Annotated in this window: 31 protein-coding genes; 19 read left to right on the top strand and 12 right to left on the bottom strand. The window is 68.7% G+C overall.

Going from position 1 to position 24,210, the window contains the following annotated elements; all coding sequences use genetic code 11:
• The first annotated feature begins 54 nt into the window (after positions 1-54).
• Together dnaJ and ACU6XJ_RS03570 are read left to right on the top strand one after the other, a co-directional pair.
• On the top strand, positions 55-1,203 hold the full coding sequence (dnaJ, locus tag ACU6XJ_RS03575; protein WP_476306855.1) for a molecular chaperone DnaJ: 1,149 nt from the start codon (positions 55-57) through the stop codon (positions 1,201-1,203).
• Positions 1,200-1,934 (top strand): 16S rRNA (uracil(1498)-N(3))-methyltransferase, encoded by a 735-nt coding sequence (locus tag ACU6XJ_RS03570; RefSeq protein ID WP_476306854.1) that lies wholly within the window; start codon positions 1,200-1,202, stop codon positions 1,932-1,934. The genes dnaJ and ACU6XJ_RS03570 overlap by 4 nt, the downstream gene beginning before the upstream one ends.
• Before the next feature lie 623 nt (positions 1,935-2,557).
• Here ACU6XJ_RS03570 and ACU6XJ_RS03565 read toward each other — a convergent pair.
• Together ACU6XJ_RS03565 and ACU6XJ_RS03560 are read right to left on the bottom strand one after the other, a co-directional pair.
• Positions 2,558-2,902, bottom strand: a complete 345-nt coding sequence (locus ACU6XJ_RS03565) for a histidine triad nucleotide-binding protein (RefSeq protein ID WP_476306852.1) — start codon at positions 2,900-2,902, stop codon at positions 2,558-2,560.
• A gap of 16 nt (positions 2,903-2,918) precedes the next feature.
• Positions 2,919-3,551, bottom strand: coding sequence for a TetR/AcrR family transcriptional regulator (locus ACU6XJ_RS03560; RefSeq protein ID WP_476306850.1), 633 nt, complete (start codon positions 3,549-3,551; stop codon positions 2,919-2,921).
• 149 nt (positions 3,552-3,700) lie between these two features.
• Between ACU6XJ_RS03560 and ACU6XJ_RS03555 the strand changes: the two genes are divergently transcribed.
• The 4 genes from ACU6XJ_RS03555 to ACU6XJ_RS03540 are packed head-to-tail and all read left to right on the top strand — an operon-like array spanning position 3,701 to position 7,119.
• Positions 3,701-4,876: a PhoH family protein gene (locus tag ACU6XJ_RS03555; RefSeq protein WP_476306848.1), complete on the top strand. Its 1,176-nt coding sequence runs from the start codon at positions 3,701-3,703 to the stop codon at positions 4,874-4,876.
• Between the two features lie 34 nt (positions 4,877-4,910).
• Positions 4,911-5,477: an rRNA maturation RNase YbeY gene (gene ybeY, locus ACU6XJ_RS03550; RefSeq protein WP_476306846.1), complete on the top strand. Its 567-nt coding sequence runs from the start codon at positions 4,911-4,913 to the stop codon at positions 5,475-5,477.
• 3 nt (positions 5,478-5,480) lie between these two features.
• Complete coding sequence (locus ACU6XJ_RS03545) at positions 5,481-6,785, top strand: hemolysin family protein (RefSeq protein ID WP_476306844.1); 1,305 nt, start codon at positions 5,481-5,483, stop codon at positions 6,783-6,785.
• Positions 6,778-7,119 carry a cytidine deaminase gene (locus ACU6XJ_RS03540; RefSeq protein WP_476306842.1) on the top strand — a complete coding sequence of 114 codons (342 nt, stop codon included), beginning with the start codon at positions 6,778-6,780 and terminating at the stop codon, positions 7,117-7,119. The genes ACU6XJ_RS03545 and ACU6XJ_RS03540 overlap by 8 nt, the downstream gene beginning before the upstream one ends.
• 4 nt (positions 7,120-7,123) lie before the next feature.
• Here ACU6XJ_RS03540 and ACU6XJ_RS03535 read toward each other — a convergent pair whose 3' ends face one another.
• Positions 7,124-7,408 (bottom strand): putative quinol monooxygenase, encoded by a 285-nt coding sequence (locus ACU6XJ_RS03535; RefSeq protein WP_476306840.1) that lies wholly within the window; start codon positions 7,406-7,408, stop codon positions 7,124-7,126.
• Positions 7,409-7,512: 104 nt separating this feature from the next.
• Between ACU6XJ_RS03535 and ACU6XJ_RS03530 the strand changes: the two genes are divergently transcribed.
• The 9 genes from ACU6XJ_RS03530 to ACU6XJ_RS03490 all read left to right on the top strand — a co-directional run bounded on the left by ACU6XJ_RS03530 (position 7,513) and on the right by ACU6XJ_RS03490 (position 13,540).
• Positions 7,513-7,851: a (2Fe-2S) ferredoxin domain-containing protein gene (locus tag ACU6XJ_RS03530; RefSeq protein WP_476306839.1), complete on the top strand. Its 339-nt coding sequence runs from the start codon at positions 7,513-7,515 to the stop codon at positions 7,849-7,851.
• 24 nt (positions 7,852-7,875) lie between these two features.
• Positions 7,876-8,784, top strand: a complete 909-nt coding sequence (gene era, locus ACU6XJ_RS03525) for a GTPase Era (RefSeq protein ID WP_476306837.1) — start codon at positions 7,876-7,878, stop codon at positions 8,782-8,784.
• Positions 8,785-8,827: 43 nt separating this feature from the next.
• Positions 8,828-9,520 carry an RDD family protein gene (locus ACU6XJ_RS03520; RefSeq protein WP_476306836.1) on the top strand — a complete coding sequence of 231 codons (693 nt, stop codon included), beginning with the start codon at positions 8,828-8,830 and terminating at the stop codon, positions 9,518-9,520.
• Positions 9,521-9,772: 252 nt separating this feature from the next.
• Positions 9,773-10,225: an RDD family protein gene (locus ACU6XJ_RS03515; RefSeq protein ID WP_476306834.1), complete on the top strand. Its 453-nt coding sequence runs from the start codon at positions 9,773-9,775 to the stop codon at positions 10,223-10,225.
• Positions 10,226-10,417: 192 nt separating this feature from the next.
• A complete protein-coding gene (locus ACU6XJ_RS03510) occupies positions 10,418-11,080 on the top strand; it encodes an RDD family protein (protein WP_476306833.1) in 663 nt (220 codons plus the stop codon).
• Positions 11,081-11,092: 12 nt separating this feature from the next.
• Complete coding sequence (locus ACU6XJ_RS03505; RefSeq protein WP_476306831.1) at positions 11,093-11,509, top strand: DUF2752 domain-containing protein; 417 nt, start codon at positions 11,093-11,095, stop codon at positions 11,507-11,509.
• Positions 11,510-11,525: 16 nt separating this feature from the next.
• The gene (recO, locus tag ACU6XJ_RS03500; RefSeq protein ID WP_476306829.1) at positions 11,526-12,281 is read left to right on the top strand and encodes a DNA repair protein RecO; all 756 of its coding nucleotides are present in this window, start codon (positions 11,526-11,528) and stop codon (positions 12,279-12,281) included.
• 27 nt (positions 12,282-12,308) lie between these two features.
• The gene (locus ACU6XJ_RS03495) at positions 12,309-13,130 is read left to right on the top strand and encodes an isoprenyl transferase (protein ID WP_476306827.1); all 822 of its coding nucleotides are present in this window, start codon (positions 12,309-12,311) and stop codon (positions 13,128-13,130) included.
• Positions 13,127-13,540 (top strand): hypothetical protein, encoded by a 414-nt coding sequence (locus ACU6XJ_RS03490; RefSeq protein WP_476306825.1) that lies wholly within the window; start codon positions 13,127-13,129, stop codon positions 13,538-13,540. The genes ACU6XJ_RS03495 and ACU6XJ_RS03490 overlap by 4 nt, the downstream gene beginning before the upstream one ends.
• Positions 13,541-13,591: 51 nt before the next feature.
• Here the strand turns inward: ACU6XJ_RS03490 and ACU6XJ_RS03485 are convergent, their stop codons facing one another.
• Positions 13,592-15,676 (bottom strand): phosphocholine-specific phospholipase C, encoded by a 2,085-nt coding sequence (locus ACU6XJ_RS03485; RefSeq protein WP_476306823.1) that lies wholly within the window; start codon positions 15,674-15,676, stop codon positions 13,592-13,594.
• Positions 15,677-15,807: 131 nt separating this feature from the next.
• Here ACU6XJ_RS03485 and ACU6XJ_RS03480 point away from each other — a divergent pair, with 131 nt between their 5' ends.
• Together ACU6XJ_RS03480 and ACU6XJ_RS03475 are read left to right on the top strand one after the other, a co-directional pair.
• Complete coding sequence (locus ACU6XJ_RS03480) at positions 15,808-16,845, top strand: permease (protein ID WP_476306821.1); 1,038 nt, start codon at positions 15,808-15,810, stop codon at positions 16,843-16,845.
• The gene (locus ACU6XJ_RS03475) at positions 16,842-17,570 is read left to right on the top strand and encodes a TIGR03943 family putative permease subunit (protein WP_476306819.1); all 729 of its coding nucleotides are present in this window, start codon (positions 16,842-16,844) and stop codon (positions 17,568-17,570) included. The genes ACU6XJ_RS03480 and ACU6XJ_RS03475 overlap by 4 nt, the downstream gene beginning before the upstream one ends.
• Here the strand turns inward: ACU6XJ_RS03475 and ACU6XJ_RS03470 are convergent.
• The 7 genes from ACU6XJ_RS03470 to ACU6XJ_RS03440 all read right to left on the bottom strand — a co-directional run bounded on the left by ACU6XJ_RS03470 (position 17,567) and on the right by ACU6XJ_RS03440 (position 21,846).
• On the bottom strand, positions 17,567-18,364 hold the full coding sequence (locus tag ACU6XJ_RS03470) for an ESX secretion-associated protein EspG (protein WP_476306817.1): 798 nt from the start codon (positions 18,362-18,364) through the stop codon (positions 17,567-17,569). The two genes, ACU6XJ_RS03475 and ACU6XJ_RS03470, sit on opposite strands and share 4 nt — an antisense overlap.
• The gene (locus ACU6XJ_RS03465; protein WP_476306815.1) at positions 18,361-19,599 is read right to left on the bottom strand and encodes a hypothetical protein; all 1,239 of its coding nucleotides are present in this window, start codon (positions 19,597-19,599) and stop codon (positions 18,361-18,363) included. Before ACU6XJ_RS03465 ends, ACU6XJ_RS03470 begins: the two co-directional genes overlap by 4 nt.
• 33 nt (positions 19,600-19,632) lie before the next feature.
• Positions 19,633-20,199: a DUF3558 domain-containing protein gene (locus tag ACU6XJ_RS03460; RefSeq protein ID WP_476306813.1), complete on the bottom strand. Its 567-nt coding sequence runs from the start codon at positions 20,197-20,199 to the stop codon at positions 19,633-19,635.
• 8 nt (positions 20,200-20,207) lie between these two features.
• Positions 20,208-20,579: a PE domain-containing protein gene (locus ACU6XJ_RS03455; protein WP_476306811.1), complete on the bottom strand. Its 372-nt coding sequence runs from the start codon at positions 20,577-20,579 to the stop codon at positions 20,208-20,210.
• A gap of 129 nt (positions 20,580-20,708) precedes the next feature.
• Positions 20,709-21,119 carry a Fur family transcriptional regulator gene (locus ACU6XJ_RS03450; RefSeq protein ID WP_476306810.1) on the bottom strand — a complete coding sequence of 137 codons (411 nt, stop codon included), beginning with the start codon at positions 21,117-21,119 and terminating at the stop codon, positions 20,709-20,711.
• Positions 21,116-21,523 carry an ArsR/SmtB family transcription factor gene (locus ACU6XJ_RS03445; RefSeq protein WP_476306809.1) on the bottom strand — a complete coding sequence of 136 codons (408 nt, stop codon included), beginning with the start codon at positions 21,521-21,523 and terminating at the stop codon, positions 21,116-21,118. Before ACU6XJ_RS03445 ends, ACU6XJ_RS03450 begins: the two co-directional genes overlap by 4 nt.
• 62 nt (positions 21,524-21,585) lie before the next feature.
• Positions 21,586-21,846, bottom strand: a complete 261-nt coding sequence (locus tag ACU6XJ_RS03440; RefSeq protein WP_476306808.1) for a hypothetical protein — start codon at positions 21,844-21,846, stop codon at positions 21,586-21,588.
• A gap of 16 nt (positions 21,847-21,862) precedes the next feature.
• On the opposite strand from ACU6XJ_RS03440, the gene ACU6XJ_RS03435 reads away from it, so the two are divergent.
• Complete coding sequence (locus ACU6XJ_RS03435) at positions 21,863-22,246, top strand: antibiotic biosynthesis monooxygenase family protein (protein WP_476306807.1); 384 nt, start codon at positions 21,863-21,865, stop codon at positions 22,244-22,246.
• Here ACU6XJ_RS03435 and ACU6XJ_RS03430 read toward each other — a convergent pair whose 3' ends face one another.
• Positions 22,247-22,579, bottom strand: coding sequence for a hypothetical protein (locus ACU6XJ_RS03430; protein WP_476306806.1), 333 nt, complete (start codon positions 22,577-22,579; stop codon positions 22,247-22,249).
• Positions 22,580-22,767: 188 nt separating this feature from the next.
• Here ACU6XJ_RS03430 and ACU6XJ_RS03425 point away from each other — a divergent pair, with 188 nt between their 5' ends.
• Positions 22,768-24,150 (top strand): glycine--tRNA ligase, encoded by a 1,383-nt coding sequence (locus ACU6XJ_RS03425; RefSeq protein ID WP_476306805.1) that lies wholly within the window; start codon positions 22,768-22,770, stop codon positions 24,148-24,150.
• Positions 24,151-24,210 lie beyond the last annotated feature (60 nt).

The following is a 24,210-nucleotide window of genomic DNA, read 5'->3' as shown; positions in this document are numbered from 1 at the left end:
GCGAGGGGGGCGACCCCCGAAGGCTGCGCTTGCGCGGCAGGAGGAAACGAAACGGTGGCCAGGGACTACTACGGCATTCTGGGTGTGGCGAAACAGGCCACGCCCGAAGACATCAAGCGCGCTTACCGGAAGCTGGCGCGCGAGCTGCACCCGGACGTCAACCCCGACGCCGAGGCCCAGCAGCGCTTCCGTGAGGTCACGGCCGCCTACGAGGTGCTCTCCGACCCCAAGAAGCGGCAGATCGTCGACCTCGGCGGCGACCCGCTCAGCCCGGGCGGCGGCGGTCCCGGCGGCGGCGACCCGTTCAGCACCGCCGGGTTCGGCCTCGGCGACATCATGGACGCCTTCTTCGGCGCGGCCACCGCGGGCTCCCGCGGGCCCCGCTCCCGCGTGCAGCCCGGCTCGGATGCGTTGCTGCGCATGCAGTTGACGCTGGAGGACTGCGCCGCGGGCGGCAACCGTGAGCTCACCGTCGACACCGCCGTCCTCTGCGACGAATGCGGTGGCGGCGGCTGCCGCAAGGGCACCAACCCCACCACCTGCGACACCTGCGACGGCCGCGGCGAGATCCAGTCCGTGCAGCGGTCCTTCCTCGGCCAGGTCGTCACCACCAGGGCCTGCCCGGTCTGCCGCGGCTTCGGCGAGGTCATCACCGACCCCTGCCAGAAGTGCACCGGCGAGGGCCGGGTCCGGGCGCGGCGCACGATCAACGTGAAGATCCCGCCCGGCGTCGCCGACGGCATGCGCATCCGGCTGGCCAGCCAGGGCGAGGTCGGCCCCGGCGGCGGGCCGCCCGGCGACCTTTACGTGGAGGTCGAAGAGCTACTGCACGACGTGTTCACCCGCGATGGCGCGGACCTGCACTGCACGGTGCGGCTGCCGATGACCACCGCCGCGCTGGGCAGCGTCGTTCCGCTGGCCACCCTGGACTCCAGGGAGGAACTCGACGTGGAACCGGGCACCCAGCCCGGCACGGTCCGGGTGCTGCCCGGCCGCGGCATGCCCAAGCTGCGGTCCAACGGCCGCGTGGTCGGGCACGGCGACCTGCATGTGCACATGGACGTCATGGTGCCGACGAAGCTGGACAGCCGCCAGACCGAACTGCTGCGTGAGCTGGCCGGGCTGCGCAACGAAGAGGAGCCGCAGCTGGCCAGCACCTCCCGCGGCGGCCTGTTCTCGCGGCTGCGTGAATCGTTCCGGTGAGCCTGCCGGTCTTCCTCGTCGACGAACTGCCGAAGGGCCGTTCCGCCGTCCTGGACGGGCCGGAGGGCCACCACGCCGCTGCCGTGCGCAGGCTGAAGCCCGGTGAGCACCTGCTCGTCACCGACGGGCGCGGGGGAGTGGCGGAATGCGTTGTGGCCCAAGCCGATCGGGACAGCTTGCAGCTGGATGTGCTGTCCAAGCGCCATGATCCCGCGCCGCAGCCCGCGGTCACGCTGGTTCAGGCGCTGATCAAGGGCGACCGCGGCGAACTCGCCGTCGAACTGGCCACCGAGGCGGGCGTCGACGCGATCATCCCCTGGCGTGCGCAGCGCTGTGTCGCGCGCTGGGAGGAAGGCCCGCGCGGGGAGAAGGCTCTCGCCCGCTGGCGGGCCACCGCCCGCGAGGCCGCCAAGCAGTCCCGCCGCAGCCGCCTGCCCGAGGTCGACCCGCCGGTCACCACCAGGCAGCTTGCCGCGCGCATCGACGACTCCGACCTGGCGCTGGTCCTGCACGAGGCGGCGGGGTCCGGGCTCAGCGAGCTTGAGCTGCCGACCGACGGCGAGCTGATGATCGTGGTGGGACCGGAGGGCGGGATCTCCGAGGAGGAGCTGTCCGTGCTGCTCGCGGCGGGTGCGCACGCGGTGAGGCTGGGGCCGGGCGTGCTTCGCGCCTCGACCGCCGCCGCGGTCGCGCTGGGTGCCATTGGGGTGCTGACCGAGCGGTGGAACTGACTTCTGTCAGGGTTATGCAACCTTTGTGGGATTGATATCGGGTCGTGGCCGCCAGCGACCCGCGGATGCCCTCCGACAGGCGCGTTTTGGGGTGCCGCCACCAGGTGAAGTTGTCGCCCACGAGGTGGTATTTGACCTTGCTGACCTGGGCTTTCGCCTCGCAGCTGAAATACCCCGGCAAGCAGATGTAGCGCTCAGCGGCGGCAACGGGATAGGCTTTGGCTTCAGCGGGGTCGGAACACAACTGGTAACCAAACAGTAGTGAAATCGATTCCCAGAGGCCTCGGGTGACGGGCACCCGGAGGACCGCCGGACACCTCCCCCCTCGGTCCGGTGGGGTAGCGCTGTGGCGGGGTGACCCCCAGGCCCCGCCACAGTGCGTAATTGGGTGGGTGGTGCTCGAGCTTCGCTCTTCGCCTTATTCCGCACTGGATTGCTCTGGGGGGCCGAGCCCCCCAGACCCCCAGCCGGGGGCTTCGCCCCCGGACCCCCACTTTGTGGTGAGGGGGGCTGGGTGTGTGCTGACGTTTGGGTTTAGCTGGGACTGTTCGTTTGGGTGGCTAGCTGGGGATTTTCGTTGGTGTGGTGCTTATTCAGATTGCGATCCGAGCTTCGCGCTCCAGTTACGACACGAGCATTGCGCCTAGTGGCTTTCCGCCCAGTACGTGCAGATGGGCGTGGAACACCGTTTGGCCCGCCTCGCGGCCCGTGTTGAACAGCAGCCGGTACCCGTTTCTGGCCACTCCCTCTTGTTCGGCGACCTTGCCGCCGAGGCTCAGCAGTTCGGCCGCGAGTTGCGGGTCCGCGTCGGCTAGCTCCGCGGCATGCTCGTAGTGCTTTCGCGGTACTACCAGCACATGCGTGGGGGCCTGCGGGTTGATGTCCCGGAAGGCTAGGGCGTGCTCGGTTTCCGCGACCACGCTTGCTGGAATCTCTCCCGCCACGATCTTGCAAAACAGGCAATCCATGCCCGCAGGCTAATGGTTATTCCGTTGCCTCACCGAGGGTAGGTTGTGGCTGGGGTGGGGTGGGTAGCAGGTCGTTGAGGTGGCTGTCTACCAATTTGGTTACCGTGGCCTCGTTGAAGCGGGTGGGGGCCAGTAGGGCGTGCATGGCCAGGCCGTCTACGAATGCTTGTAGGCGCAGGGCTTCCAGGGTGGGGTCGGCGTTGGGTTTTAGGGTGCCGGTTGCGGCGAAGTGGTGCATGGCGTCGGTGTAGGACGTTGCTATGGCGGCGTTGGCTTTGTGTTCTACCTCGCGGAGGCTTTCGTCGTAGCGGGATCTGGCGGAGAAGGAGAGCCAGACGGACATTTCCAGTTTTCGCTGGTCGTCCAGGGGGAGTAGCTGGAGTATGAAGGCTCGGAGCAGGTCTCGGCCGGTGAAGCGGGCCACCAGGGCGTCCATGCGTTGGGTGAACTGGTCGCCTACCAGTTCGGCGGCGAAGCCGATCAGGGCTTCCTGGGTTGGGAAGTAGTGGCGGAGTGAGCCGGTGGACCAGCCGGCCTCGGCCGCTACGGTTCGTACCGAAGCGTGTTCGATTCCGTCCCGTTCCACTACTCGCCACAGGGCTTGCGCCAGCTCTCGGCGCCGTTCGTCGTGGTCGACCACCTTTGGCACGGTCTCTTCTTAGCACAGTTGTGACAACTGCATGGGGGTCGATGGGACGGCTGGGTGGGCCTACGAGCTGACACGGGGGTTAAGTCGCTGCGTTTTGGGCTTGGGCACCGCTAGCATCGGTGTCGACACCCAACCCGAATGCGCAGGCGATGCGCAGGAAGCAGGCAAGGGGCCTCGTGGCCGGACCTACCGCACAACCTACTGGGAACGACTCCGCCGATTCCGCCGACGTGACCGGCTCGCAGCGGTCCGATGACCTGGCCGCGGCGTCGGCCCAGTCCAGGATTGCCGTACCGGACGCGAAGGTGCTCACCCTGCTGGGTTCTCGTGACGAGAACCTTCGGGTTGCCGAGGAGATGCTTACCGCGGACGTGCACGTCCGGGGGAATGAGATCACCCTGTCCGGTACGCCTGCTGATGTGGCTTTTGCCGATCGGGTGTTTGCCGAGCTCATCGCGCTGGCGGGTAAGGGTCAGCAGTTGGGGCCGGATACCGTGCGGCGGACTATCGCGATGTTGTCCGCTGGGACCGGTGAATCGCCTGCCGAGGTGCTCAGCCTGGACATTCTGTCTCGGCGGGGGAAGACGATCCGGCCGAAGACGCTGAATCAGAAGCGGTATGTGGACGCCATCGACGCGCACACCGTGGTGTTCGGCATCGGGCCCGCCGGTACGGGCAAGACGTACTTGGCGATGGCCAAGGCGGTGCAGGCGTTGCAGGCCAAGCAGGTGACGCGCATCATCCTGACGCGGCCTGCCGTGGAGGCGGGGGAGCGGCTGGGGTTCCTGCCGGGCACCCTGTACGAGAAGATCGACCCGTATCTGCGTCCGTTGTACGACGCGCTGCACGACATGATCGAGCCGGAGTCGATTCCGCGGCTGATGCAAGCGGGGACGATCGAGGTCGCGCCCCTGGCCTACATGCGTGGGCGGACGCTCAACGACGCATTCATCATCCTGGACGAGGCGCAGAACACCACGCCCGAGCAGATGAAGATGTTCCTCACCCGGCTCGGGTTCGGGTCCAAGATCGTCGTGACGGGTGATATCACCCAGATCGACCTTCCCGGGGGGCAGCGCAGCGGGCTCAAGGTTGTGCAGGACATCCTCGGCGGTGTGGATGACGTGCACTTCTCGATGCTGACCAGCCACGATGTGGTTCGGCACCGGTTGGTGGGCAACATCGTGGACGCCTATGACCGCTGGCAGGCGGCGCAGGAGGCAGCGGAGCAGGCGCCGATCTACCAGAACCGGCACGCTCGCAGGCACCCCAACGCGGCTGTCGGCGACGGGAGGCAGCGGGAGTTCGGGCGACGCGGCCGCTGAGTGCGATTGAAGAACTGAACACTAAGGTTGGCCGGTGACCATCGAGATCGCCAACGAGTCCGGTGTCACGGTCGAGGAGTCCTCGATTGTGGCCGCGGCTCGGTTCGCCCTGGACAAAATGGGTGTCAGCCCGCTGGCGGAGCTGTCCGTGCTGCTGGTCGAGCTGGACGTGATGGCGGACCTCCACGAGCGGTGGATGGACCTGCCGGGGCCGACCGACGTGATGGCCTTCCCGATGGACGAGCTTGACTCGGCGCGGCGGCCCGACGCCGCGGGCCTCGGGCCCGCGCTGCTCGGCGACATCGTGCTGTGCCCGGCCTTCGCCAAGGACCAGGCCCGCAAGGCGGGCCACAGCCTCACCGACGAGTTGCACCTGCTCACCGTGCACGGCGTGCTGCACCTGCTCGGCTACGACCACGCCGAGCCCGCCGAGGAGCGGGAGATGTTCGCGCTGCAGAACCGCATCCTCACCGAGTACCGGCAGGCCGTGCAGGACGCGGCGACGGTCGCCGCCCAGCGCGACGCCGACCTGCGGATGCTCGGCGCGGTCGGCCTCGCCGACACCGGCGAACCGCCCTCCGGGGAAGAACCGGGACGGTAGTCGATGATCAGCGGCGCCGTGCAACTGTTGATCTTCGCCGTGTTGCTGGTGCTCGCCGCGGGCTGCTTCGCCGCCGCCGACGCGGCTTTGGGCAGCGCCTCCGGCGCCCGCGTCGACGAGTTGGTGCGCCGTGACCGGGCGGGCGCCAAACAGCTCGCCCAGGTGCTCGCCGACCGGCCCCGGCACATCAACCTGCTGCTGTTGCTGCGGCTGGGCAGTGAACTGGGCGCCACCGTGCTGGTCACCGTCGCCTGCCTCGAACTCCTCCAGCCCCCGTGGCTCGGCGTGCTCGTCGCGGGCCTCGGCATGCTGGTCGCGTCCTACGTGCTGGTCGGGGTCGGCCCGCGCACCATCGGCCGCCAGCACCCCTACCGGGTCGGCCTGATCGCGGCCGCGCCGATCCGGCTGCTCGCCACCATCCTCAGCCCGCTGACCAAGCTGCTGATCCTGATCGGCAACGCGATCACGCCCGGCAAGGGCTTCCCGGAGGGGCCGTTCTCCTCCGAGGTGGAGCTCCGCGAACTGGTCGACCTCGCGCAGGAGCGCGGCGTGGTCGCCGCGGGCGAGCGCGAGATGATCCACTCGGTGTTCGAGCTCCGCGGCACCATCGCCCGCGAGGTCATGGTGCCCCGCACCGAGATCGTCTGGATCGAGCAGACCAAGACCGTCCGCCAAGCGCTCGCCCTGTGCCTGCGCACGGGTTTCTCCCGCCTGCCCGCCATCGGCGAGACCGTCGACGACATCGTCGGCGTGATCAACATCAAAGACCTGGTCCGCGCCTCCATCGAACACGCCGAACACGGCGACGGCGGGCCCGCGGTCCGCGAGTTGATGCGCCCGGCCACCTTCGTGCCCGATTCCAAGCGGCTGGACCGGCTGCTCAAGGAGATGCAGGTGTCCCGCAACCACCTGGCCATCGCCGTGGACGAATACGGCGGCACCGCAGGGCTGCTGACGATCGAGGACATCCTGGAGGAGATCGTCGGCGAGATCACCGACGAGTACGACCAGGAGGAACGCCCGCCGGTCGAGCAGCTGGAGACCGACGCCTACCGGGTCAGCTCGCGGCTGCCCATCGAGGACCTCGGCGAGCTGTTCGGAATCGAATTGGGCGATCATGACGTTGAGACCGTCGGCGGCCTGCTCGCCCAGCGGCTGGGGCGGGTGCCGCTGCCCGGCGCCGAGGCCGAGCTCGCGGGCCTGCGCCTGCGGGCCGAGGGCGGCAAGGACAACCGAGGCCGGATGCGAATCACCACGGTGCTGGTGGACCGCTCCGCCGACCCGGAAGGAAACGGACAGGGTGACTGACCAGATCGAGCTCGACGCCGAAGACGCCAAGATCGTGACGCTGGCCCGCTCGGTCCGCGCCCGCACCGGCGCCGCGGAGGGTGCCGCGGTCCGCGACACCGATGGCCGCGCCTACGCCGCGAGCACCGTCAGCCTGCCCTCACTGAAGCTCACCGCGCTCCAGGCCGCGGTCGCCGCCGCCGTGTCCAGCGGCGCCGAGGGCCTTGAAGCCGCCGCCGTCGTCACCGACGCCGACCGGATCGACGACGCCTCGGCCGCCGCCGTCCGCGACCTCACCACCGACGCGGCCCTGCTGCTGGCCGACGCCAAGGGCCAGGTCCACGGCGCGCGGTGAGGGACTAAGGGGCCTCGGTGGCCGAGATGCGGTACTTCGCCACCGAAGCGTCCAGGATCTGCACGGTCTGCTCCGGGTCCGGCCCCGAGCTGCGGAACCGGTGCAGGTCCTCGTCGGACTCCCACCGCTCGTACACGTTGATCCGATCCGCCTCCAGCAGATCGGCGTCCAGCGCGAAGTCGAGGCAGCCCGCCGCCGCCCGCGCCTGCTCCACGACCGTCCGGCACCCCTCGAGGTACTCGGCCCGCGTCGCCGGGTCGACCCGCAACCAGCCTGCGATGATCAGCATGGGCCGACCCTAGACCGGCCCCGATGTGGCGTACAGCATGATCGCGGCCCGGCTCCGGGCGGGGAGGATACTGCTGATCCACTTCCTCCACAGGCGGGAACTCGATGAGCAAGCCCCTGCGGGTGACGGTGTGCCGCGACTGCTGCTGCGGCACCCGGCACAAGCACCCCGACGTCGACCATGACGGTCAGCTGGCCAGGCTGCGGGCGCTGGCGGCCGAGTCCGGGGGCCGGATCACCGTCCGGACAGCCGACTGCCTCGACTCCTGTGAGCACTCGAATGTCGTTGTCGTGCATGGCAGGGGCAGGCCGCAGTGGTTCGGCTTCGTGCTGGCCGACACCACCGTGAACAGCATGGAAGACTGGTTGCGGCGGGGCGGCGACGCGGATGCCGTGCCGGATCTCCTCGAACTGCACCGCATCACCCCGCCACCGCGCCGTTAGCGGCCTGGCAGCAGAATGTGACGGATGAGCGAGAGCCAGGATGACTACCGTTCCGGCTTCGCCTGCTTCGTGGGACGACCGAACGCGGGCAAGTCGACGCTGACCAATGCGCTGGTCGGCGCGAAGGTGGCGATCACCTCGGACAAGCCGCAGACCACGCGGCACACCATCCGGGGCATCGTGCACCGCACCGACGGACAGCTGATCATCGTGGACACTCCCGGTCTGCACCGGCCGCGGACGCTCCTCGGCCGCCGCCTCAACGACCTGGTCCGCGAGACCTGGTCCGAGGTCGACGTGGTCGGCTTCTGCGTGCCCGCCGACCAGCCGGTCGGGACGGGCGACAAGTTCATCGCCAACGAGTTGGCCAAGGTCGCCAAGCGCACCCCGGTGATCGGCATCGTCACCAAGACCGACCTCGCCGAGCCGAAGACCATCGCCCAGCAGCTGCTGGCCATGCAGGACCTGATGGACTTTGCCGAGATCGTGCCGGTATCGGCGGTCAAGTCCTTCCAGGTCGACACCCTGTCCGATCTGCTGGTGAAGCGCCTGCCCAAGGGGCCCGCGCTGTATCCGGACGGCGAGCTCACCGACGAGCCCGAGGCCACCCTGGTCGCCGAGCTGATCCGGGAAGCCGCGCTGGAGGGTGTCCGGGACGAGTTGCCGCACTCCATCGCCGTGGTGGTGGAGGAGATGATGCCCCGCGACGGCCACAAGGGCCTCATCGACGTGCACGCCTTCCTCTACGTGGAGCGGCAGAGCCAGAAGTCCATCGTGATCGGCAAGGGCGGCGAACGGCTGCGCAAGGTCGGCACCGACGCCCGCCGCCAGATCGAGGCGCTGCTGGGCAGCAAGATCTACCTGGACCTGCATGTGAAGGTCGCCAAGGACTGGCAGCGCGACCCGCGCCAGTTGCGGAAGCTGGGCTTCTAGAACGGTATCGTGCGCTGCGCCATCCAGGGGAGAGGAACCACCGGTGAGCAGCCCGCACGATCCGTACGGCCAGTACCCTCCGCAGCCGTACGGGCAACAGCCCTACCCGCAGTACCCGCAGACCGGGCCGCAGCACCCCCAGACCGGCCAGTACCCGCAGGCGGGACCACCGCAGTACCCCGCCCAGCCGTACCCGCAGGCAGGACCCCCGTTCCAACCCGGCTTCGCGCTGCGTCCGACCGGCCAGATCACGGTGCCGGGCCGGGGCACGCTGCCCTTGGCGGGCTTCGGCAAAAGGTTCCTCGCCCGGCTGATCGACTCGCTGTTCACCATCGTGCCCCCGGTCGCTGCCTACATCGCCTACCTCTGGCGGGGCCTTAGCGATGCCGTCAACCTGCGTGAGCTCAGCGAGTTCAATGAGATGGGCCCGGTGATCTACCTGGGCATCGGCGCGCTCTGGCTGATCGGCGCGCTGTACGAGATCAGCACCGTCGCCCTGCGCGGCGCCACCGTGGGCATGCAGCTCACCGGCATCCGGGCGATCCGGCTCAAGGACGGGCAGCTTCCCGGCTGGAGCGCCGGGCTGGTCCGCTGGGTGATCACGGCGCTGGGCTGGTTCCCCTGCTTCTGCTTCGTCGCGATGCCGCTGATCCACCTCTCGCCCGTGTTCGACTCGCTGAAACGGCAGGGTTGGCACGACAAGGCAGCGGGCACCGTGGTCGTCTCCGTGACATGACGATCACCAGCGGTCACTCATGCCTGATCTTTGACCCAAGTTGATGAAAGCTTTATCTATTTCGCCTGCCTGCCTCCGGGTTTGTCGGTACATTCCGCGCAGCGAAATTCTGGGGGAACTCGCCTTGCTCCTCCGGACCAGAACACAACGCGAGGAGTCACGGTGACCACGCCTCCCTATGGCCAACAGCCCTATGGCGCTCCAGGAGGGCAACAGCCCCACCCCGGCTATGGACAGATTCCCGTTGCGAGCATGGGGAAGCGACTGCTGGCGCGCATCCTGGACGCTCTGATCGTCGGCATCCCGGTCTCCATTCTGGCCACCCTGCTGATCGGTGGCGCGGCGGTGAACGAGCAGGAGAACTTCGAAGCGGGTGGCCAGCCCAGCGCCGGATTCTTCGCGGCCTACTTCGGGACGATCGCTTTCGTCGGCATCGTCGCCATCCTGTACGAAATCGTGTTGATCGCGGTCCGGGGTGCGACTCTCGGAAAGTCCATTCTCGGGCTCAAGGTCGTCCGCGAGGCCGATGGACAGGTGCCCGGCTGGGGCCCCGCGGTCCTGCGCTGGGTGATTCCGATGGTCGGTTCCCTGGTGTGTGGTATCGGCCAGCTGGTCGTCTACATCTCGCCTTTCTTCGACAAGTCCGGCAAGCAGCAGGGTTGGCACGACAAGGTCGCCAAGACCGTGGTGATCAGCACCAAGTAAACGAATTCGCACCGCGAAGGCTTCGATCGAAGAGCATCCGATCGAAGCCTTCGCAATGTGCGGGAATGACGGCCGCGGCGCTGACCCTTGGTGTGGCCGAATGCTTTATGCCGAACGGCGATCCCGACCCGCGTCGGGTGTTGCCGAGCTAGTGTCGTCGACGGGGTTCCGGGCGGATGCAGGCGCCGGAGCGTGGACAGAAAGACCGACGTGAGTCACGATCCGCAAGATCCTTATGGCCAGTACCCACCCGCGCCCGCTCAGTACGGTCAGCAGTCCTATCCGGCGTATCCGCCGCCGCACCTCGGACAGCCCTATCCGTACCCGATGCATCCGGCCGCCTACGCCGCGGGCGATCTGGATGTCGTGGTGCCCGGCGAGCGGCTCGTGCTACCCGCTGTCGGCGAGGTGCGACTGGCCTCGATGGGCAAGCGGCTGGTGGCGCGACTGCTCGACGGTCTGCTGGTCAACGTACTGCCCGCCGTGCTGGCGTTCCTTGTCGTCGGACTCGGCGGCGGCTTCGAGCACGACTCCCCGCCGCCGCTGGCGGTGGCCGTGTTCATCGTCCTGATGGTCTTCTGGATCTTCGGGCCGCCGCTGTACGAGTGGCTGATGGTCGCGGCGTGGGGCGCCACACTGGGCAAGCAGTGGATGGGCATCAAGATCATCGACTCCCGCACGGGCGGGCCGGTCAACTACGGCCAGGCCCTGGGTCGGGCGGCGCTGCCGTACGCGGTGGCGCTGGCCTGTTCGATCTTCGTGGCGCTGTTGTGGCTGTCGCCGCTGTTCGATTCCCGCCGCAAACAGGGTTGGCACGATATGGCCGCCGGTACCGTGGTCATCGCGATCCGATAGGGAGGCCCAGCCGTGCACGTTGCCCAGACGCCCGTGATCTTCCGGCTGCGCAAGACGGCGATCATCCTCGGCGCGACCGGTGCGGTCGGCGCCGCGCTGGGCACCGGGCTGGTCGCCATCCCCTGCCCGTTCCGGCTGCTCACCGGCCTGAACTGCCCGTTCTGCGGCGGCAGCCGGATGGCAGGCGCGCTGCTGGAGGGCGACTTCACCGCGGCACTGCACTTCAACGCCTTCGCACTGCTGGTCCTCGTGCCGGTGGCCGCCGCTGTGCTGGTCGCCTTCGCCCGCACCGAATTGGGCTGGGGCCGCCGCTTCTGGCCCGCGGGCCGCACGGGCACGGCGTTGCTGTTCACGCTCGGCGCGTTGGTCATGGTGTGGTGGGTTGTGCGCAACCTGCCGGTCGAGCCTTTCCTCTGGTTCCGCATCTGAATGCGACGATAAGCCGGTGAGCCTGTATCGGGACTGCGGAGTCGTGCTGCGGGTGCAGAAGCTGGGCGAGGCTGACCGGATCATCACCCTGCTCACGCGCCGCCACGGCAAGCTGCGCGCCGCCGCCAAGGGCGTGCGCCGCACCCGGTCGCGTTTCGGCGCCCGCCTGGAGCCCTTCGCCCACGTCGACCTGCAGCTTTACACCGGCCGCACGCTGGACGTCATCACCCAGGCCGAGACCCTGGACGCCTTCGGCTCCACCATGGTCGACGACTATCCCCGCTACACCGCGGGCTGCGCGGTGCTGGAGACCGCCGACCGGCTCTCCGCCGAGGAGGGCGAGCCGGTGCTCAAGCTGTACCTGCTGGTCTGCGGGGCGTTGCGGGCACTGGCCGAGGGCACCAGGGAGCCGACGCTGCTGCTGGATGCCTTCCTGCTGCGGGCCATGTCGCAGGCGGGCTGGGCACCCGCGCTGGCCGAGTGCGCCCGCTGCGGAACACCCGGCCCACACCGCGCGTTCTCCGTGCCCGCGGGCGGCTCGGTGTGCGTTCGCTGCCGTCCCGCGGGCTCGGCCAGCCCGGCCGAGGAGACGTTGGCGCTGATGGTCGCTCTGCTCCACGGCGACTGGACGGTGGCGGAGGCGAGTGTGGCCGCGGCCCGTCGGGAGGGCAGCGGCCTGGTCGCCGCTCACCTGCAGTGGCATCTGGAGCGACAGCTACGCTCGCTGCCGTTGGTTGAGCGCAAGAGACCCGTGAGCGGCAACGCCAGTTGACCCTCGCGCGGGGGGATGGAGAACCGCATGTTGCGTCGGTTGCGTGGACGCGGTGACACCGGCGTCCGACCGCCCGACCCGCATCCTTCGGGTGCAACACCGCCGCGTATCCCGGCGGAGTTCGTACCCGCCCATGTCGCGATCGTGATGGACGGCAATGGCCGCTGGGCCAACCAGCGCGGCCTGTCCCGCATCGAGGGTCACAAGCGCGGCGAGGCGGTGGTGCTGGACGTGGTCCGCGGCGCCATCGAGATCGGCGTCAAGTGGATCTCGCTGTACGCCTTCTCCACGGAGAACTGGAAGCGGAGCCCCGAAGAGGTGCGCTTCCTGATGGGCTTCAACCGGGATGTGATCCGCCGCCGGGTGGACGAGCTGGACGAGCTGGGTGTCCGGGTCCGCTGGGCCGGGCGGCAGCCGCGGCTGTGGCGCAGCGTCGTCACCGAGCTTCAGGTCGCCGAGGAGCGCACCAAGCGCAACGACGTGCTCACCCTGACCATGTGCGTCAACTACGGTGGCCGCGCCGAGATCGCGGACGCCGCCCGCGAGATCGCCCGGCTCGCCGCCGAGGGCAAGATCAACCCGGACCGGGTGGACGAGCGGACGATCGCCAAGCACCTGGACGAGCCGGACATGCCCGATGTGGACCTGTTCATCCGGCCCTCCGGTGAGCAGCGCATCTCCAACTTCCTGCTCTGGCAGTCCGCCTATGCCGAGCTGGTGTTCCAGGACATCCTGTGGCCGGACTTCGACCGCAGGCACCTGTGGGCGGCCTGCGAGACCTACGCCCGCCGCGACCGGCGGTTCGGCGGCGCGCAGGACACCCCCGAGGCGATGGGAGGCACCGGATGAGCGAGGCACTGCGAACCGGGAAGCTGCTGACCGCGGCCCGCGAGGCGCTGGAGCGCTACCACGATGTGCATGTCGACGACGACGGCGCGCTGAGCTTCCAGCACTCCGGGGTGCCCTGCGCCGTGCAGTGCATGGAGCTGTCCGACGGCCTCACCGTGCTCAGCCTTACCTGCGTGGTGGCCTGGGACCTGCCCGCCACCGATGCCCTCGCCATCTCGGTGGCCGAACGGGCAGGCCAAGGCCTGTTCGGCACGCTCGGCGTGGTCCGCGCGGACAAGAACTACGACGTCACCCTGCGCTACGCCTTCCCCGCCGACGGCCTCGGCAACGAGGCGCTGAGCACCCTGCTCATGCTGGTGGTCTCCAACGCCTCCCAGCTGCGCACCGAGCTGCTCGCCAGCGTCAAGTAGGGCACCCGTGAGTGGCAACCTCGGTTGCCACTCACGGGTGTTCACCAGGGATTAGGCCGTTACTCCCGGCCGCCCGTTCTCGACGCGACCCGTGAGCCGCCGCCGGAACTTGGCGTCCTCCGCCGCGGTGACCTCCACGTCGTACCAGCCCTGATCGGTGGCCAGCGCGGCCTCGTGCGTCCTACCGGGCTTGAGCTGCACGTTCTCATCGGTGCCGCCGTAGGCCAGTGCCTTGACCCGCAGCGTGACCGAAGTCTTGCCCGCGTTGGTCAGCGTCAGCGCGATCTTGTCGCGCCAGCGGGAACTCCTGGTGGACACCTCGACGTTGGCGCCGGTCGCCGAACCGGCGAGTTCGGCCCAGAAGCGGTTCGGACCCTGCACGGCGAGCCGGTACTCGTCCTTGACCCGCACCTTTTCGACATGCTCCTTCGCCACGTCGACGTGCACCGGGTGGGGGAACTCGCCGCGGTAGGGGTAGACGGCGAAGTGCGAGGCCGCCGCGCCCCCGTTGCGCAGCGTCAGTGCGAGCGTGGCGTCGGTGAGCGCGGCCGTGACTGTGGGCTGGTAGGGCAGGGCGCGGGCCGGGCGGCGGCCCTCTTCCTGACCGGGCAGCGACTGCTGGGCGGGCGCCGAGGGACGCCAACGGCTGATCGGCGCGGGTACCGCGCCCGGCTTGGCGGGCTGCTTCGGCTTGCCCGCCTGGTCGAAGTCGAAGGCCGAGGTGAGGTCGCCGCAGGCGGTGCGCCGCCACGAACTGATGTTGGGCTCCTTCACCTCGGTCCAGCGCTCCAAGAAACGCAGCACCGAGGTGTGGTCGAAGACCTGCGAGTCGATGTGCCCGCCGATGGTCCACGGCGACACGATCGTCATCGGCACCCGCGGCCCGAGGCCGATCGGCCTGCCCTCGTACCAGTCGTCGCCGCCGCCCGAGGACGGCCGCGGCGCCACCGGCGGCGGCACGTGGTCGAAGAAGCCGTCGTTCTCGTCGAAGTTGATCAACAGCACCGTCTTGGACCAGGTTTCCGGGTCGGCGGCGATGGCGTCGAGCACGTCGTAGATCAGGTTCGCGCTGCCGACCGGGGTGGAGCTACCCGGGTGCTCGGAGTCCACCGCCGAGGGCACCAGCCAGCTCACCTTCGGCAGCTTGCGGGCTTTGATGTCCGCCCGCAGCCGCGTGACCAGCGACTCCGGCTCGCTGCGGTACATCGCCCGGTCGAACATCCTGCGCTCCGGCGTGGTCAGCGAGGCCAGGCCCTTGTCGAACTGCGCCAGCAGCTTCGCGCGCTCCTCGGCGGACTTGCCGAGCACCGCGTAGTAGAACTCCTCGGTGGTGCGGTACCTGCCGTCCACGGCGGCCAGGATCTTGCGGCCGATCTTCTTGAACGGCAGGAAGTACTCCACCGGGTTGTCGGTGAAGTTGTCCCACTCCTGGTAGATCTGCCAGGACACGCCTGCCTGCTCCAGGCGCTCCGGGTAGGTGGTCCACTCGTATCCGGCGTGGTCATAGGAGTACGCGGCGTTGGTGACGGCCCGCTTCGAGGTGCCCGGCTCGAAGCCGGTGGTGCCGGTCCACAGGTAGTTCCGGTTCGGGTTGGTCGACCCGTACACCGAGCAGTGGTAGGCGTCGCAGATGGTGAAGGTGTCCGCCAGTTCGTACTGCAGCGGGATGTCCTGCCGCTCGTAGTAGGTCATGGTGGCCGCGGTCTTCGCGGCGATCCAGTCGTTGTTCCAGCCCTGCGCCCACGCTGTGGTGCTGCCGTTCCAGCTGTGGTCGAGATCGCCCAGGTACTGGATGGCGGCGTTGTCCCGGCCCGCCTCCTCGGCGGCCTTGCGCAGCGAGAACGGCAGCACCTCGCCCGTGCCCGCGGGCTGCCGGAAGATCGGGTTGCCGTTGGGCAGGACCAGCGGCGTGCGGTCGCCGTAGCCACGCACCCCGCGCAGGCGCCCGTAGTAGTGGTCGAAGCTGCGGTTCTCCTGCATCAGCACGATCACGTGCTCGACGGCGTTCAGGCCGCCGCGGCGCAGCGGTTCGGCCATGGCGCGGTGCAGGGAGGGCGGCAGCAGCGAGGCGGCGGTGGTGCCCGCGGCGACCGCGGTGGTGGCGCCGAGCAGTCGGCGTCGGGAAACAGGGCTCATGCAGGGCAGCTTTAGTACCGCAGCTGTACAAACGGCAAACACGACGGGGCTAAACAGTTAAAGAAGGAGCTCGAACTACGACCTGCTGCGATGGGGGAGGGTGTTCCGTTTCCGCTGATGCGCATGACAGCATGGGCGCCGTGACGACCACCACCCAGCAGGTGGAGCCGGATGCGATACCCGGACCGCCTAAGGAACGCTGGCGCCCCGGCTCCCTGGAGCTGCTGTGCGTCCTGCTGATCCTGGCCATCGCCCTGCAGAGCCAGTTGGCCGACCTGCTGGACACCACCGCCTTACAGACCGGTGCCACGATCTTCGTCGGCATCACCGTGCAAGCCATGCCGTTCCTGGTGCTGGGCGTGGTGATCAGCGGTTTCATCGCCGCCTTCGTGCCAGCGAGCGCGCTGCGCAAGGCGCTGCCGAAGAACAACGCCGCCGCCGTGCCCATCGCGGGTATCGCAGGCGTCGCGCTGCCCGGCTGTGAATGCGCCTCGGTGCCGGTCGCGCGCCGCCTCATGCAGCAGGGCATCGCCCCCGCCGCCGCGTTGACCTTCCTGCTCGCCGCGCCCGCCGTGAACCCCATCGTGCTGGTGTCCACCGCCGTGGCGTTCCAGGGCGAGCCCCGCATGGTGGTCGCCCGCTTCGTCGGCTCGCTGCTCACGGCGTGCGTGATGGGCTGGCTGTGGACCCGCTTCGGCAAGTCCGAGTGGATCGCCGAGCGCGCACTGCAGCGCCTGGAGTCCAAGCCGGGTCAGTCGAAGTGGATGGTGTTCGCCGAGACCGCCCGCCACGACCTGGTGCAGGCCGGTGGGTTCCTGGTGCTCGGCGGCCTGTTCGCCGCGGTGCTCAAGGTGGTCGTGCCGGAATCCTGGTTCAACTCGCTGGCCAGCCAGATCGCACTCGGCATCATCGTGATGGCTGCGCTCGCGGTGATCCTGGCCCTGTGCAGCGAGGCCGACGCGTTCGTGGCGGCCTCCTTCTCCACCTTGCCGCTGCTCCCGCGACTGGTGTTCCTGGTCGTCGGCCCCGCGGTGGACGTCAAGCTGATGGCGTTGCAGGCGGGCACCTTCGGCCGGAAGTTCGCCTTCCGCTTCGCCCCGACCACCTTTGTCGTCGCGATCCTGTGCGCCACCGCCGCCGGGTTCGTCGTCCTGGGAGGCTTCCGATGAAACGCGAGACGCAGAACATCCTGCTGATCCTGCTCGGTGGTGCGCTGCTGAAGATCTCCCTGACCGGCACCTACCTCAACTACGTCAAGCCCAGCCTGCAACCGTGGCTGATCGGCTCCGGCGTGGTGATGGTGGTGCTGGCCTCGCTGGCGATCCTGCATGACTTCCGCAAGGACAAAGCCCCGGTGGAGGCCGTCTGCGCGAGCGAGCACGACCACTCCCACGACGAGTCCCGCAGCCCGTGGATGCTGCTGCTGCCGGTGCTGGCCATCTTCCTGATCGCCCCGCCCGCCCTGGGCGCCGCCGCGGCCAGCAAGTCCACCACCAACAACTTCGCCGCGCAGAACCAGCAGAGCAGCCAGTTCGCCGAACTCCCGCCCGGCGACAACCCCGCGCTGCGCATGACCGACTTCGTCACCCGCGCGGTGTGGGACAAGTCCGGCAGTCTGGAGAAGCGCTCGGTCAAGCTGACCGGCTTCATCATGCAGGACAACGGCACCACCTTCGTCGGCCGGATGGCCATCGCCTGCTGCGTCGGCGACGCGCGACCCATCCGCGTTCGCATGGACGGCGCCGACCTGTCGACGCTGTCCCAGGACAGCTGGGTCGAGGTGATCGGCAAACTCCAGCCCGGCACCGCCACCGAGGCCAACAACTACGTCCCCACCTTGAACGTGGAGCAGCTCAACCCGATCGCCACGCCCGCCGACCCGTACGAGTTCTAGGCGTACTCGAGCCGGTTGACCAGGTTCGTCAGCAGCTCCTGCACCGACCTGGTCAACCGCGCGTGGTCACCGGGCGCGAGCGTGCACCACAGTCGGCCGTTGCTGGGTTTGCGGGTGAACTGGTAGCGACCCCGCGAGCTGTCGTAGAACGACACCACGTACTCGCCGCGCTCCCGCCGACCGGAGACCCGCGGCCGGTACCCGACGCCGAACTGGCCCATCCTGACCACATCGCCCATGACCTCGGCGACGAACTTCGCATCGCCGCGGCTCAGCCCCTCTTGAGCGAGGGCGTTCTCGAACACCTCCGCGGACTCCCCGGACTGCGCCGCGGCCCGGTCCAGGTTCTCCGCCAGGATGTTCACCGACCGGTTCGGCCCGGGCGGGTGCGGCGGCAGCAGGCCCACCACCGCCTGCGGCAACCCGTCCGCCTGCACCAGCTGTACGGTCAGATCCTGGTGGCTGAGCACCGCCATCGCCGCGAACTGCCCGTTCGCCCCGGCCAGCGCCCGCAACATCGGCCCGTGCTTGTCCAGCCGCAACCGCGCGTCGACCTCCCGCTCGGGCCGCGCGAGCAGGCCGAGCGCGTCCTCCAGGTCGGGATGCAGCCGCCGCGGCCCGTCGATGTAGCCCTTGGCCCGCAGCGACTGCCACGCCCGGACCGACAGTTCGGTCCGCTCGTCCATCGTCGTGCCGTGCGAGTTCATGTTCAACAAGGTCGGGAACTCGCCGAGTCCAAGCTGCTCCCAGCAGACGTCGTACTCCAGCCTGGACAGCACGAACCGCCCGGTCACGCCCCGATCACCGGCGGCGCGACCTTGAAGTCCCTGTCACCCCAGATCGTGTCGTCGGTCTCCTCGAGGTACTCGGCGCGCTTGTGCTCCTTGTCCTCTTCCTTGCGAGCCCCCGCGGCAGGCGCACCCATACCGCCCATACCGGGCTGCCCAGGCGCCCCGCGCATTCCGCGGTTCTGCACTCCGTCGTCGAAGGCCCCGAAACCCGCGGCACCGCCCATGCCGAGCCCGCCACGTCCACCGAAGCCACCCGCAACCGCACCGCCACGCAGCCCGCCCGCGCCACCTGCCCCACCGAACCGGCCCCCACCGGTCCCGTTGCCGCCGCCGGCCCCTGGTGGGAGGCCACCGGGTACCGGGCCGGGGAGACCAATCGGGTTGCCCGTGTTCGGCGGACCGCCCGGGCTCGGCAGCGGAACGTTCGGGTTGCCGGTGATCGGCGGCGTCGGCGTGACGTTCTGCGCTCCGGTGTGCCCCGGGATGCCGCTGCCTCCGGTGTTCACACCACCGTTGAGCGTCGGCGTGTCATGCACCGCCCGCCCACCGGTGCCCGCGGTGCTGCCACCCGTGCGCGAACCGGTCCCCGCGGACCGCTGCGTCGGCCCGCCGGTCCGCCCGTTGACACCGGTGGTTCCGGTCGACGGCGGCGGCACCTCGACGGCCACCGTGGGCGGCGGCGTGAACTGCCCGACCCCGCCGGTGTTCTGCCCGGTCTGCACGTTGTAGGTCTGCATCGCCCGGACGGCCTTGGCCTTCTCGTCCTTGGCGGCCTGCTCCTGCTTGTCCTGGTCGGTCTGCCCGCCGAACAAATGCGTGAACCCACCGGGAATCCCCAGGTAGTCACTGTTGGCGGTGGAGGTCACCTGCACCGGCGGCGGCACGTTCTTGGCGGTCTCGGCCACATCCGTGTCCTGCCTGGTCAGGCTGCCCTGCGTCTCGCCACCCGCGGTGTGAGCGTCCGCCGCCCACTGCGCCAGCGGAGCGACCCCACCCTGCATGGCGTTCCCGGCCTGCCCCTCCCACTCGGGCGCCGCCTTGGCCAGTGCCGTGTTGACCCGCTCCTGGGCATTGGCCATCAACGCCTGGAATTCCTTCCAGGCACTCATGGACCCCTCACTCACCTTGGCCCCACCCACGTTCCCGTCGGCGGTGCACATGGTGTCGCCCTTGTGCATCCAGTCGTACATGGTCTGATGACTGAACGAGTCGAAGTTGTAGCACTGGCCCATCGTCATCCCCTCCAGGACATGGGTCGTTCCAAAGCTTGCTTACCGCCCCGCGCCGAGGGCGGTCATCGCCGAGGTCGCCATCTTTTCGGCGGCATCACAGGGCTGCGGGTACTTGGTGGTGTCGCGAACCGTGGCGCTGGCGAACAGGTGCTGCCCGTTCGCCACGTCCACCGCCACGTCGCACCGCTCCTTGGGCGTGGAATGGACGACCCGGACCGCGGGGAAGTCGAGGACGGTTCCCGGGGAGGTCTGCCAGAGCCCACCCGGAGCGGTCCAGTGCTCGATTCCCTTGCCGGTGACCGAGCTCAGCCTGAAGTCAGCCCCGTTCACGTTCCACACGCATTCTTTGGCTTTCAGCGACGATGTGTCGTCATGAGGCTTGCCCTGCACATCGATCTTGAACTCGGTGTGCTTCGCAGGGTCGAACCATCCACAGGGGTCGGCGCCATCAAGCTTGATCTCGCGCGGCCGAGCCTGCTGCGAACTCGATGGGCTGGTCGTGGTGGTCGCGCTGGTGGTCGAGGTATCGCCGCCTTCCCCGTTCCCACAGGCGCTGAGCGCGATGAACCCCAGGGCGATGGCGGGCAGCCAGGCAAGAGAACGCATGGAAATGGTCAGCTCCGGTCCTGCATCGTCGTGGTGTTGTCTTCTTCGGCCAAGCCGTAGTTGTCCACAGCCGATTGAAGCCCGCTGATGGTCGCCTCCAACTCCCGGATGTACTGGTCCGCGACTTGGATGGCCAGCTGGGCGTTGCCGGTGAACTCCTTCGAGGCGTCGCCCGACACCGGGTCGCCCGCCATCGGAGGCACGCGCAGGTCGCTGCCCTTGGACTGCATGAAGTTGGCGATGTCGTTGCGGACGTCCTCGAGTTCCCGCTTGAGCGCTACGACTCGTTCCGGGTTGACGCGCATGACCACATTGCCGCCGCCGGTGGGCGCGCCCGCGGTGGGCGCCGCGCCGCCATGGCTGGGCATCTGGGCCGGCATAGGGCCGAATGGCATGACCGGAACCCCCCTTTGCTGGAATCGTCCAGGGTCACGCTAGCAATGACGCAGCTCAGGGCGCGGCGGTTCCGCCAAAGTGGGTTAAGACGCGAATCACTCTCTGCCAGGCGGTCAGCCCGCGCAGGGGCCGCAGGTGCCGAAGACCTCGACGGTGTGGCTGACCTGCACGAAGCCGTGGTCGGCTGCCACCTTTTCGGCCCAGCGTTCGACGGCAGGGCCCTCGACCTCGACGGTGCGGCCGCACTCGCGGCAGACCAGGTGATGGTGGTGGTGGCTGGAGCAGCGGCGGTAGATGGCCTCGCCGCTGTCGGTGCGCAGCGTGTCCACCTCGCCCGCATCGGCCAGGGTCTGCAGGGTGCGATAGACGGTGGTCAGGCCGATGCCTTCACCGCGGCGGCGGAGTTCCTCATGGATCTCCTGGGCGGAGCGGAAGTCGGAAAGCTGATCCAGCAGCCGGGACACCGCCGCGCGCTGCCGGGTGGCCCGCAGGCCGGGTACCGGTGCGACTCTCTCCGCGCTCACGCGTCCTCCCCTCGCGGCCGGTTCTCCTCGGCGTGGGCGACCGCGTCCACCACGATATGACTCAGGTGATCATCCACCAGCCGGTAGATGACCTCGCGGCCGTGTCGTTCGCCGTAGACAACCCCCGCGGCTTTGAGTACGCGCAGGTGCTGGCTGATCAGGGGCTGGGTCACGCCGAGGGCGTCGACCAGCTCGTGCACGCAGCGCTCGGCCTCGCGGAGCTGGAGCACGATGGAGATCCGCACCGGTGCGGCCAGTGCGCGTAGCAGGTCACCCGCGGCCTCCAGGGTGCGCTGGGATCTCGCCGGGGCGGGTTTGGCGGCGCTGCGTTCCGTGGAGTGCTCCTCGACGCCCGGCAGCCCGTCGTGCTCGGTCGAAACAGCGTCGGGGGTAGCCATCGTCATCTCCAGCACCTACGTCAGTGGACCGCGCGAGCTCGCCAGCGTGCCTAGTCATCGTAGAACCATTACCGCACGACCGAGACCGCCACGGCGATCAGAATCAACAGCACCAGCACGCGGAGCGCGCGTTCGGCGGGGCGCAGACGGGACCAGGTGGCGGCCAGCAGCGCCACCACGCCCGCGGCGAGCAGACCGAGCAGGCCTGCGCCCGCCGCACCCTTGATCCAGACGCCGAGTCCGAACAGGGCGGCGACGACGAGGAACACGGCAAGCGGACGGACCCGCGCCAGCGGGCCGTCGCCGGGAATCAGGCGTCGTGACGTCACCGGTCTAGCATGCACTGTGCTTCTCAACTGCCGGTTCACGGTCCCCGATGCGGAAGCCGTACGCTTCACCGAGCGTGCGGAGCGGGCACTGGAACTGCTCACCGCGCAGCCGGGCTGCCTCGGCGGCGAACTGGGTCGTTCGACGGAGGACGCCGAGCGCTGGTTGCTCACGGTCCGCTTCGAGTCGGTGCCCGCCTACCGGCGTGCCATGTCGCCGTTCGAGGTGCGTGAGCACGTGGTTCCGCTGCTGTCCGAGGCGTTGGCGGATGAGCCCGCGGCCTACGAGGTCCGCACCCGGGCGCGGGACGGCGCCACTGAGAGGGAGACGAGCCTGCTTGCTTCCGATGCAGGCCGGGTCCGCCTCGGCGAGGCGGCAGGCCCGTCGATCCCGCCACGCTGACTAGGCGGCGTGCGCGCAGGTCGCGCAGTTGCAGTCGGCACATGTGCAGTTGGTGCACCGGCAGTCCGAACAGTTGGAGCAGCTGCACGAGTTGTGGTTGCAGGTCGGGCAGGTGCAGTCCGCGCAATCGCAGGCCGCGCAGGTGTCGGAACAGTTGGAGCACGAGCACTTCGCGCACTCGTCGTAGTGCACGCCCTGATCGGTGCGGTGCTCCCGATGGACGTGGCCGTCGTGCAGGTAGTCGACGTGGTCGCCGTGCACGACCGCGTCGTGACCGCAGCCCGGTCCGTGGGTGTGGCTGTGCTTCTCCGCCTGACGGTGCTCGGTCAGCATGATCGCTCCTGAATCTCGTTTCGGTAACGCCAGAGCCATCGTCATATGCGTATCCATGCATGTCAAAAGGAGGCAGCTGTTTGCTCCCAATGGGTGAGACCGGGGCGTAGTCGAGGCCGCGTCGAATCGGCTTTGCGCTGCTGGCTAGGCTGGAATCCCCCGAACTGACCTGCACCAGGAGAGCGCTAGTGGCCGCCGATCGGATCGACACCATCGTGAGTCTCTGCAAGCGACGGGGCTTCGTGTACCCGTGCGGCGAGATCTACGGCGGCACCCGCTCGGCCTGGGACTACGGCCCGCTGGGTGTGGAGCTCAAGGACAACATCAAGCGGCAGTGGTGGAAGTACATGGTCACCGGCCGCGAGGACGTGGTCGGTCTGGACTCCTCGGTGATCCTGCCGCGTCAGGTGTGGGTGGCCTCCGGTCACGTCGAGGCCTTCGTTGACCCGCTGGTCGAGTGCACCGCCTGCCACCGCCGTTTCCGCGCGGACACCCTCGAAGAGGAGTTCACCGAGCGCAAGGGCCGCGCGCCGGAGAACGGCCTGGTCGACATCCCCTGTCCCAACTGCGGCGGCCGCGGCCAGTGGACCGAGCCGAAGATGTTCAACGGCCTGCTCAAGACCCACCTTGGCCCGGTGGAGTCCGAGGAGGGCCTGCATTACCTGCGCCCGGAGACCGCGCAGGGCATCTTCGTCAACTTCATGAACGTGATGACCACCGCGCGCAAGAAGCCGCCGTTCGGCATCGGTCAGATCGGCAAGTCCTTCCGCAACGAGATCACCCCGGGCAACTTCATCTTCCGCACCCGCGAGTTCGAGCAGATGGAGATGGAGTACTTCGTCGAGCCGGGCACCGACGAGGAAACCCACCAGTACTGGATCGACGAGCGGCTGCGTTGGTACACCGACCTCGGCATCAACGCCGACAACCTGCGGCTGTACGAGCACCCGAAGGAGAAGCTGTCGCACTACTCGAAGCGGACGGTGGACATCGAGTACCGCTTCCGGTTCGGCGGCCAGGAGTGGGGCGAGTTGGAGGGCGTCGCGAACCGCACCGACTTCGACCTCACCACGCACTCCAACCACTCGGGTGTGGACCTGTCCTACTTCGACCAGGCCGAGGGCACCCGCTACCGCCCGTACGTCATCGAGCCCGCGGCCGGTGTGGGCAGGCCCATGATGGCGTTCCTGCTGGACGCCTACACCGAGGATGAGGCGCCCAACGCCAAGGGCGGCGTCGACAAGCGGGTCGTGTTGAAGCTGGACCGCCGCTTGGCGCCGGTGAAGGTGGCGGTGCTGCCGCTGTCCCGCAACCCCGAGCTTTCGCCCAAGGCCCGCGACCTTGCTGCCGCGCTGCGCAAGCACTGGAACGTGGACTTCGACGATTCGGGCGCGATCGGCCGCCGCTACCGCAGGCAGGACGAGATCGGCACGCCGTTCTGCATCACCGTCGACTTCGACACGGTGAACGACCACGCGGTGACCATCCGCGAACGCGACACCATGACCCAGGAGCGGGTCGCGCTCGACAAGGTCGAGTCCTACCTGGCAGGTCCTCTGCTGGGCTGCTGACCAACGTCATGGGCAGGTCGTGACAGCTGAGCCACGACCTGTGTGGCCTGCGCCAGGCCC

The organism is Actinorectispora metalli (assembly GCF_056323685.1).
This window is presented reverse-complemented; position numbering and strand designations above follow the sequence as displayed.

Coding starts and splice junctions, on each gene's coding strand:
- ACU6XJ_RS03565 (WP_476306852.1), bottom strand. CDS start 2,902: ATGGATTGCCTGTTTTGCAAGATCGTGGCGGGAGAGATTCCAGCAAGC.
- ACU6XJ_RS03555 (WP_476306848.1), top strand. CDS start 3,701: ATGCGCAGGAAGCAGGCAAGGGGCCTCGTGGCCGGACCTACCGCACAA.
- ACU6XJ_RS03545 (WP_476306844.1), top strand. CDS start 5,481: ATGATCAGCGGCGCCGTGCAACTGTTGATCTTCGCCGTGTTGCTGGTG.
- ACU6XJ_RS03535 (WP_476306840.1), bottom strand. CDS start 7,408: ATGCTGATCATCGCAGGCTGGTTGCGGGTCGACCCGGCGACGCGGGCC.
- ACU6XJ_RS03530 (WP_476306839.1), top strand. CDS start 7,513: ATGAGCAAGCCCCTGCGGGTGACGGTGTGCCGCGACTGCTGCTGCGGC.
- era (WP_476306837.1), top strand. CDS start 7,876: ATGAGCGAGAGCCAGGATGACTACCGTTCCGGCTTCGCCTGCTTCGTG.
- ACU6XJ_RS03515 (WP_476306834.1), top strand. CDS start 9,773: ATGGGGAAGCGACTGCTGGCGCGCATCCTGGACGCTCTGATCGTCGGC.
- ACU6XJ_RS03495 (WP_476306827.1), top strand. CDS start 12,309: ATGTTGCGTCGGTTGCGTGGACGCGGTGACACCGGCGTCCGACCGCCC.
- ACU6XJ_RS03490 (WP_476306825.1), top strand. CDS start 13,127: ATGAGCGAGGCACTGCGAACCGGGAAGCTGCTGACCGCGGCCCGCGAG.
- ACU6XJ_RS03485 (WP_476306823.1), bottom strand. CDS start 15,676: ATGAGCCCTGTTTCCCGACGCCGACTGCTCGGCGCCACCACCGCGGTC.
- ACU6XJ_RS03480 (WP_476306821.1), top strand. CDS start 15,808: ATGGGCGCCGTGACGACCACCACCCAGCAGGTGGAGCCGGATGCGATA.
- ACU6XJ_RS03475 (WP_476306819.1), top strand. CDS start 16,842: ATGAAACGCGAGACGCAGAACATCCTGCTGATCCTGCTCGGTGGTGCG.
- ACU6XJ_RS03465 (WP_476306815.1), bottom strand. CDS start 19,599: ATGACGATGGGCCAGTGCTACAACTTCGACTCGTTCAGTCATCAGACC.
- ACU6XJ_RS03460 (WP_476306813.1), bottom strand. CDS start 20,199: ATGCGTTCTCTTGCCTGGCTGCCCGCCATCGCCCTGGGGTTCATCGCG.
- ACU6XJ_RS03455 (WP_476306811.1), bottom strand. CDS start 20,579: ATGCCGGCCCAGATGCCCAGCCATGGCGGCGCGGCGCCCACCGCGGGC.
- ACU6XJ_RS03445 (WP_476306809.1), bottom strand. CDS start 21,523: ATGACGATGGCTACCCCCGACGCTGTTTCGACCGAGCACGACGGGCTG.
- ACU6XJ_RS03430 (WP_476306806.1), bottom strand. CDS start 22,579: ATGCTGACCGAGCACCGTCAGGCGGAGAAGCACAGCCACACCCACGGA.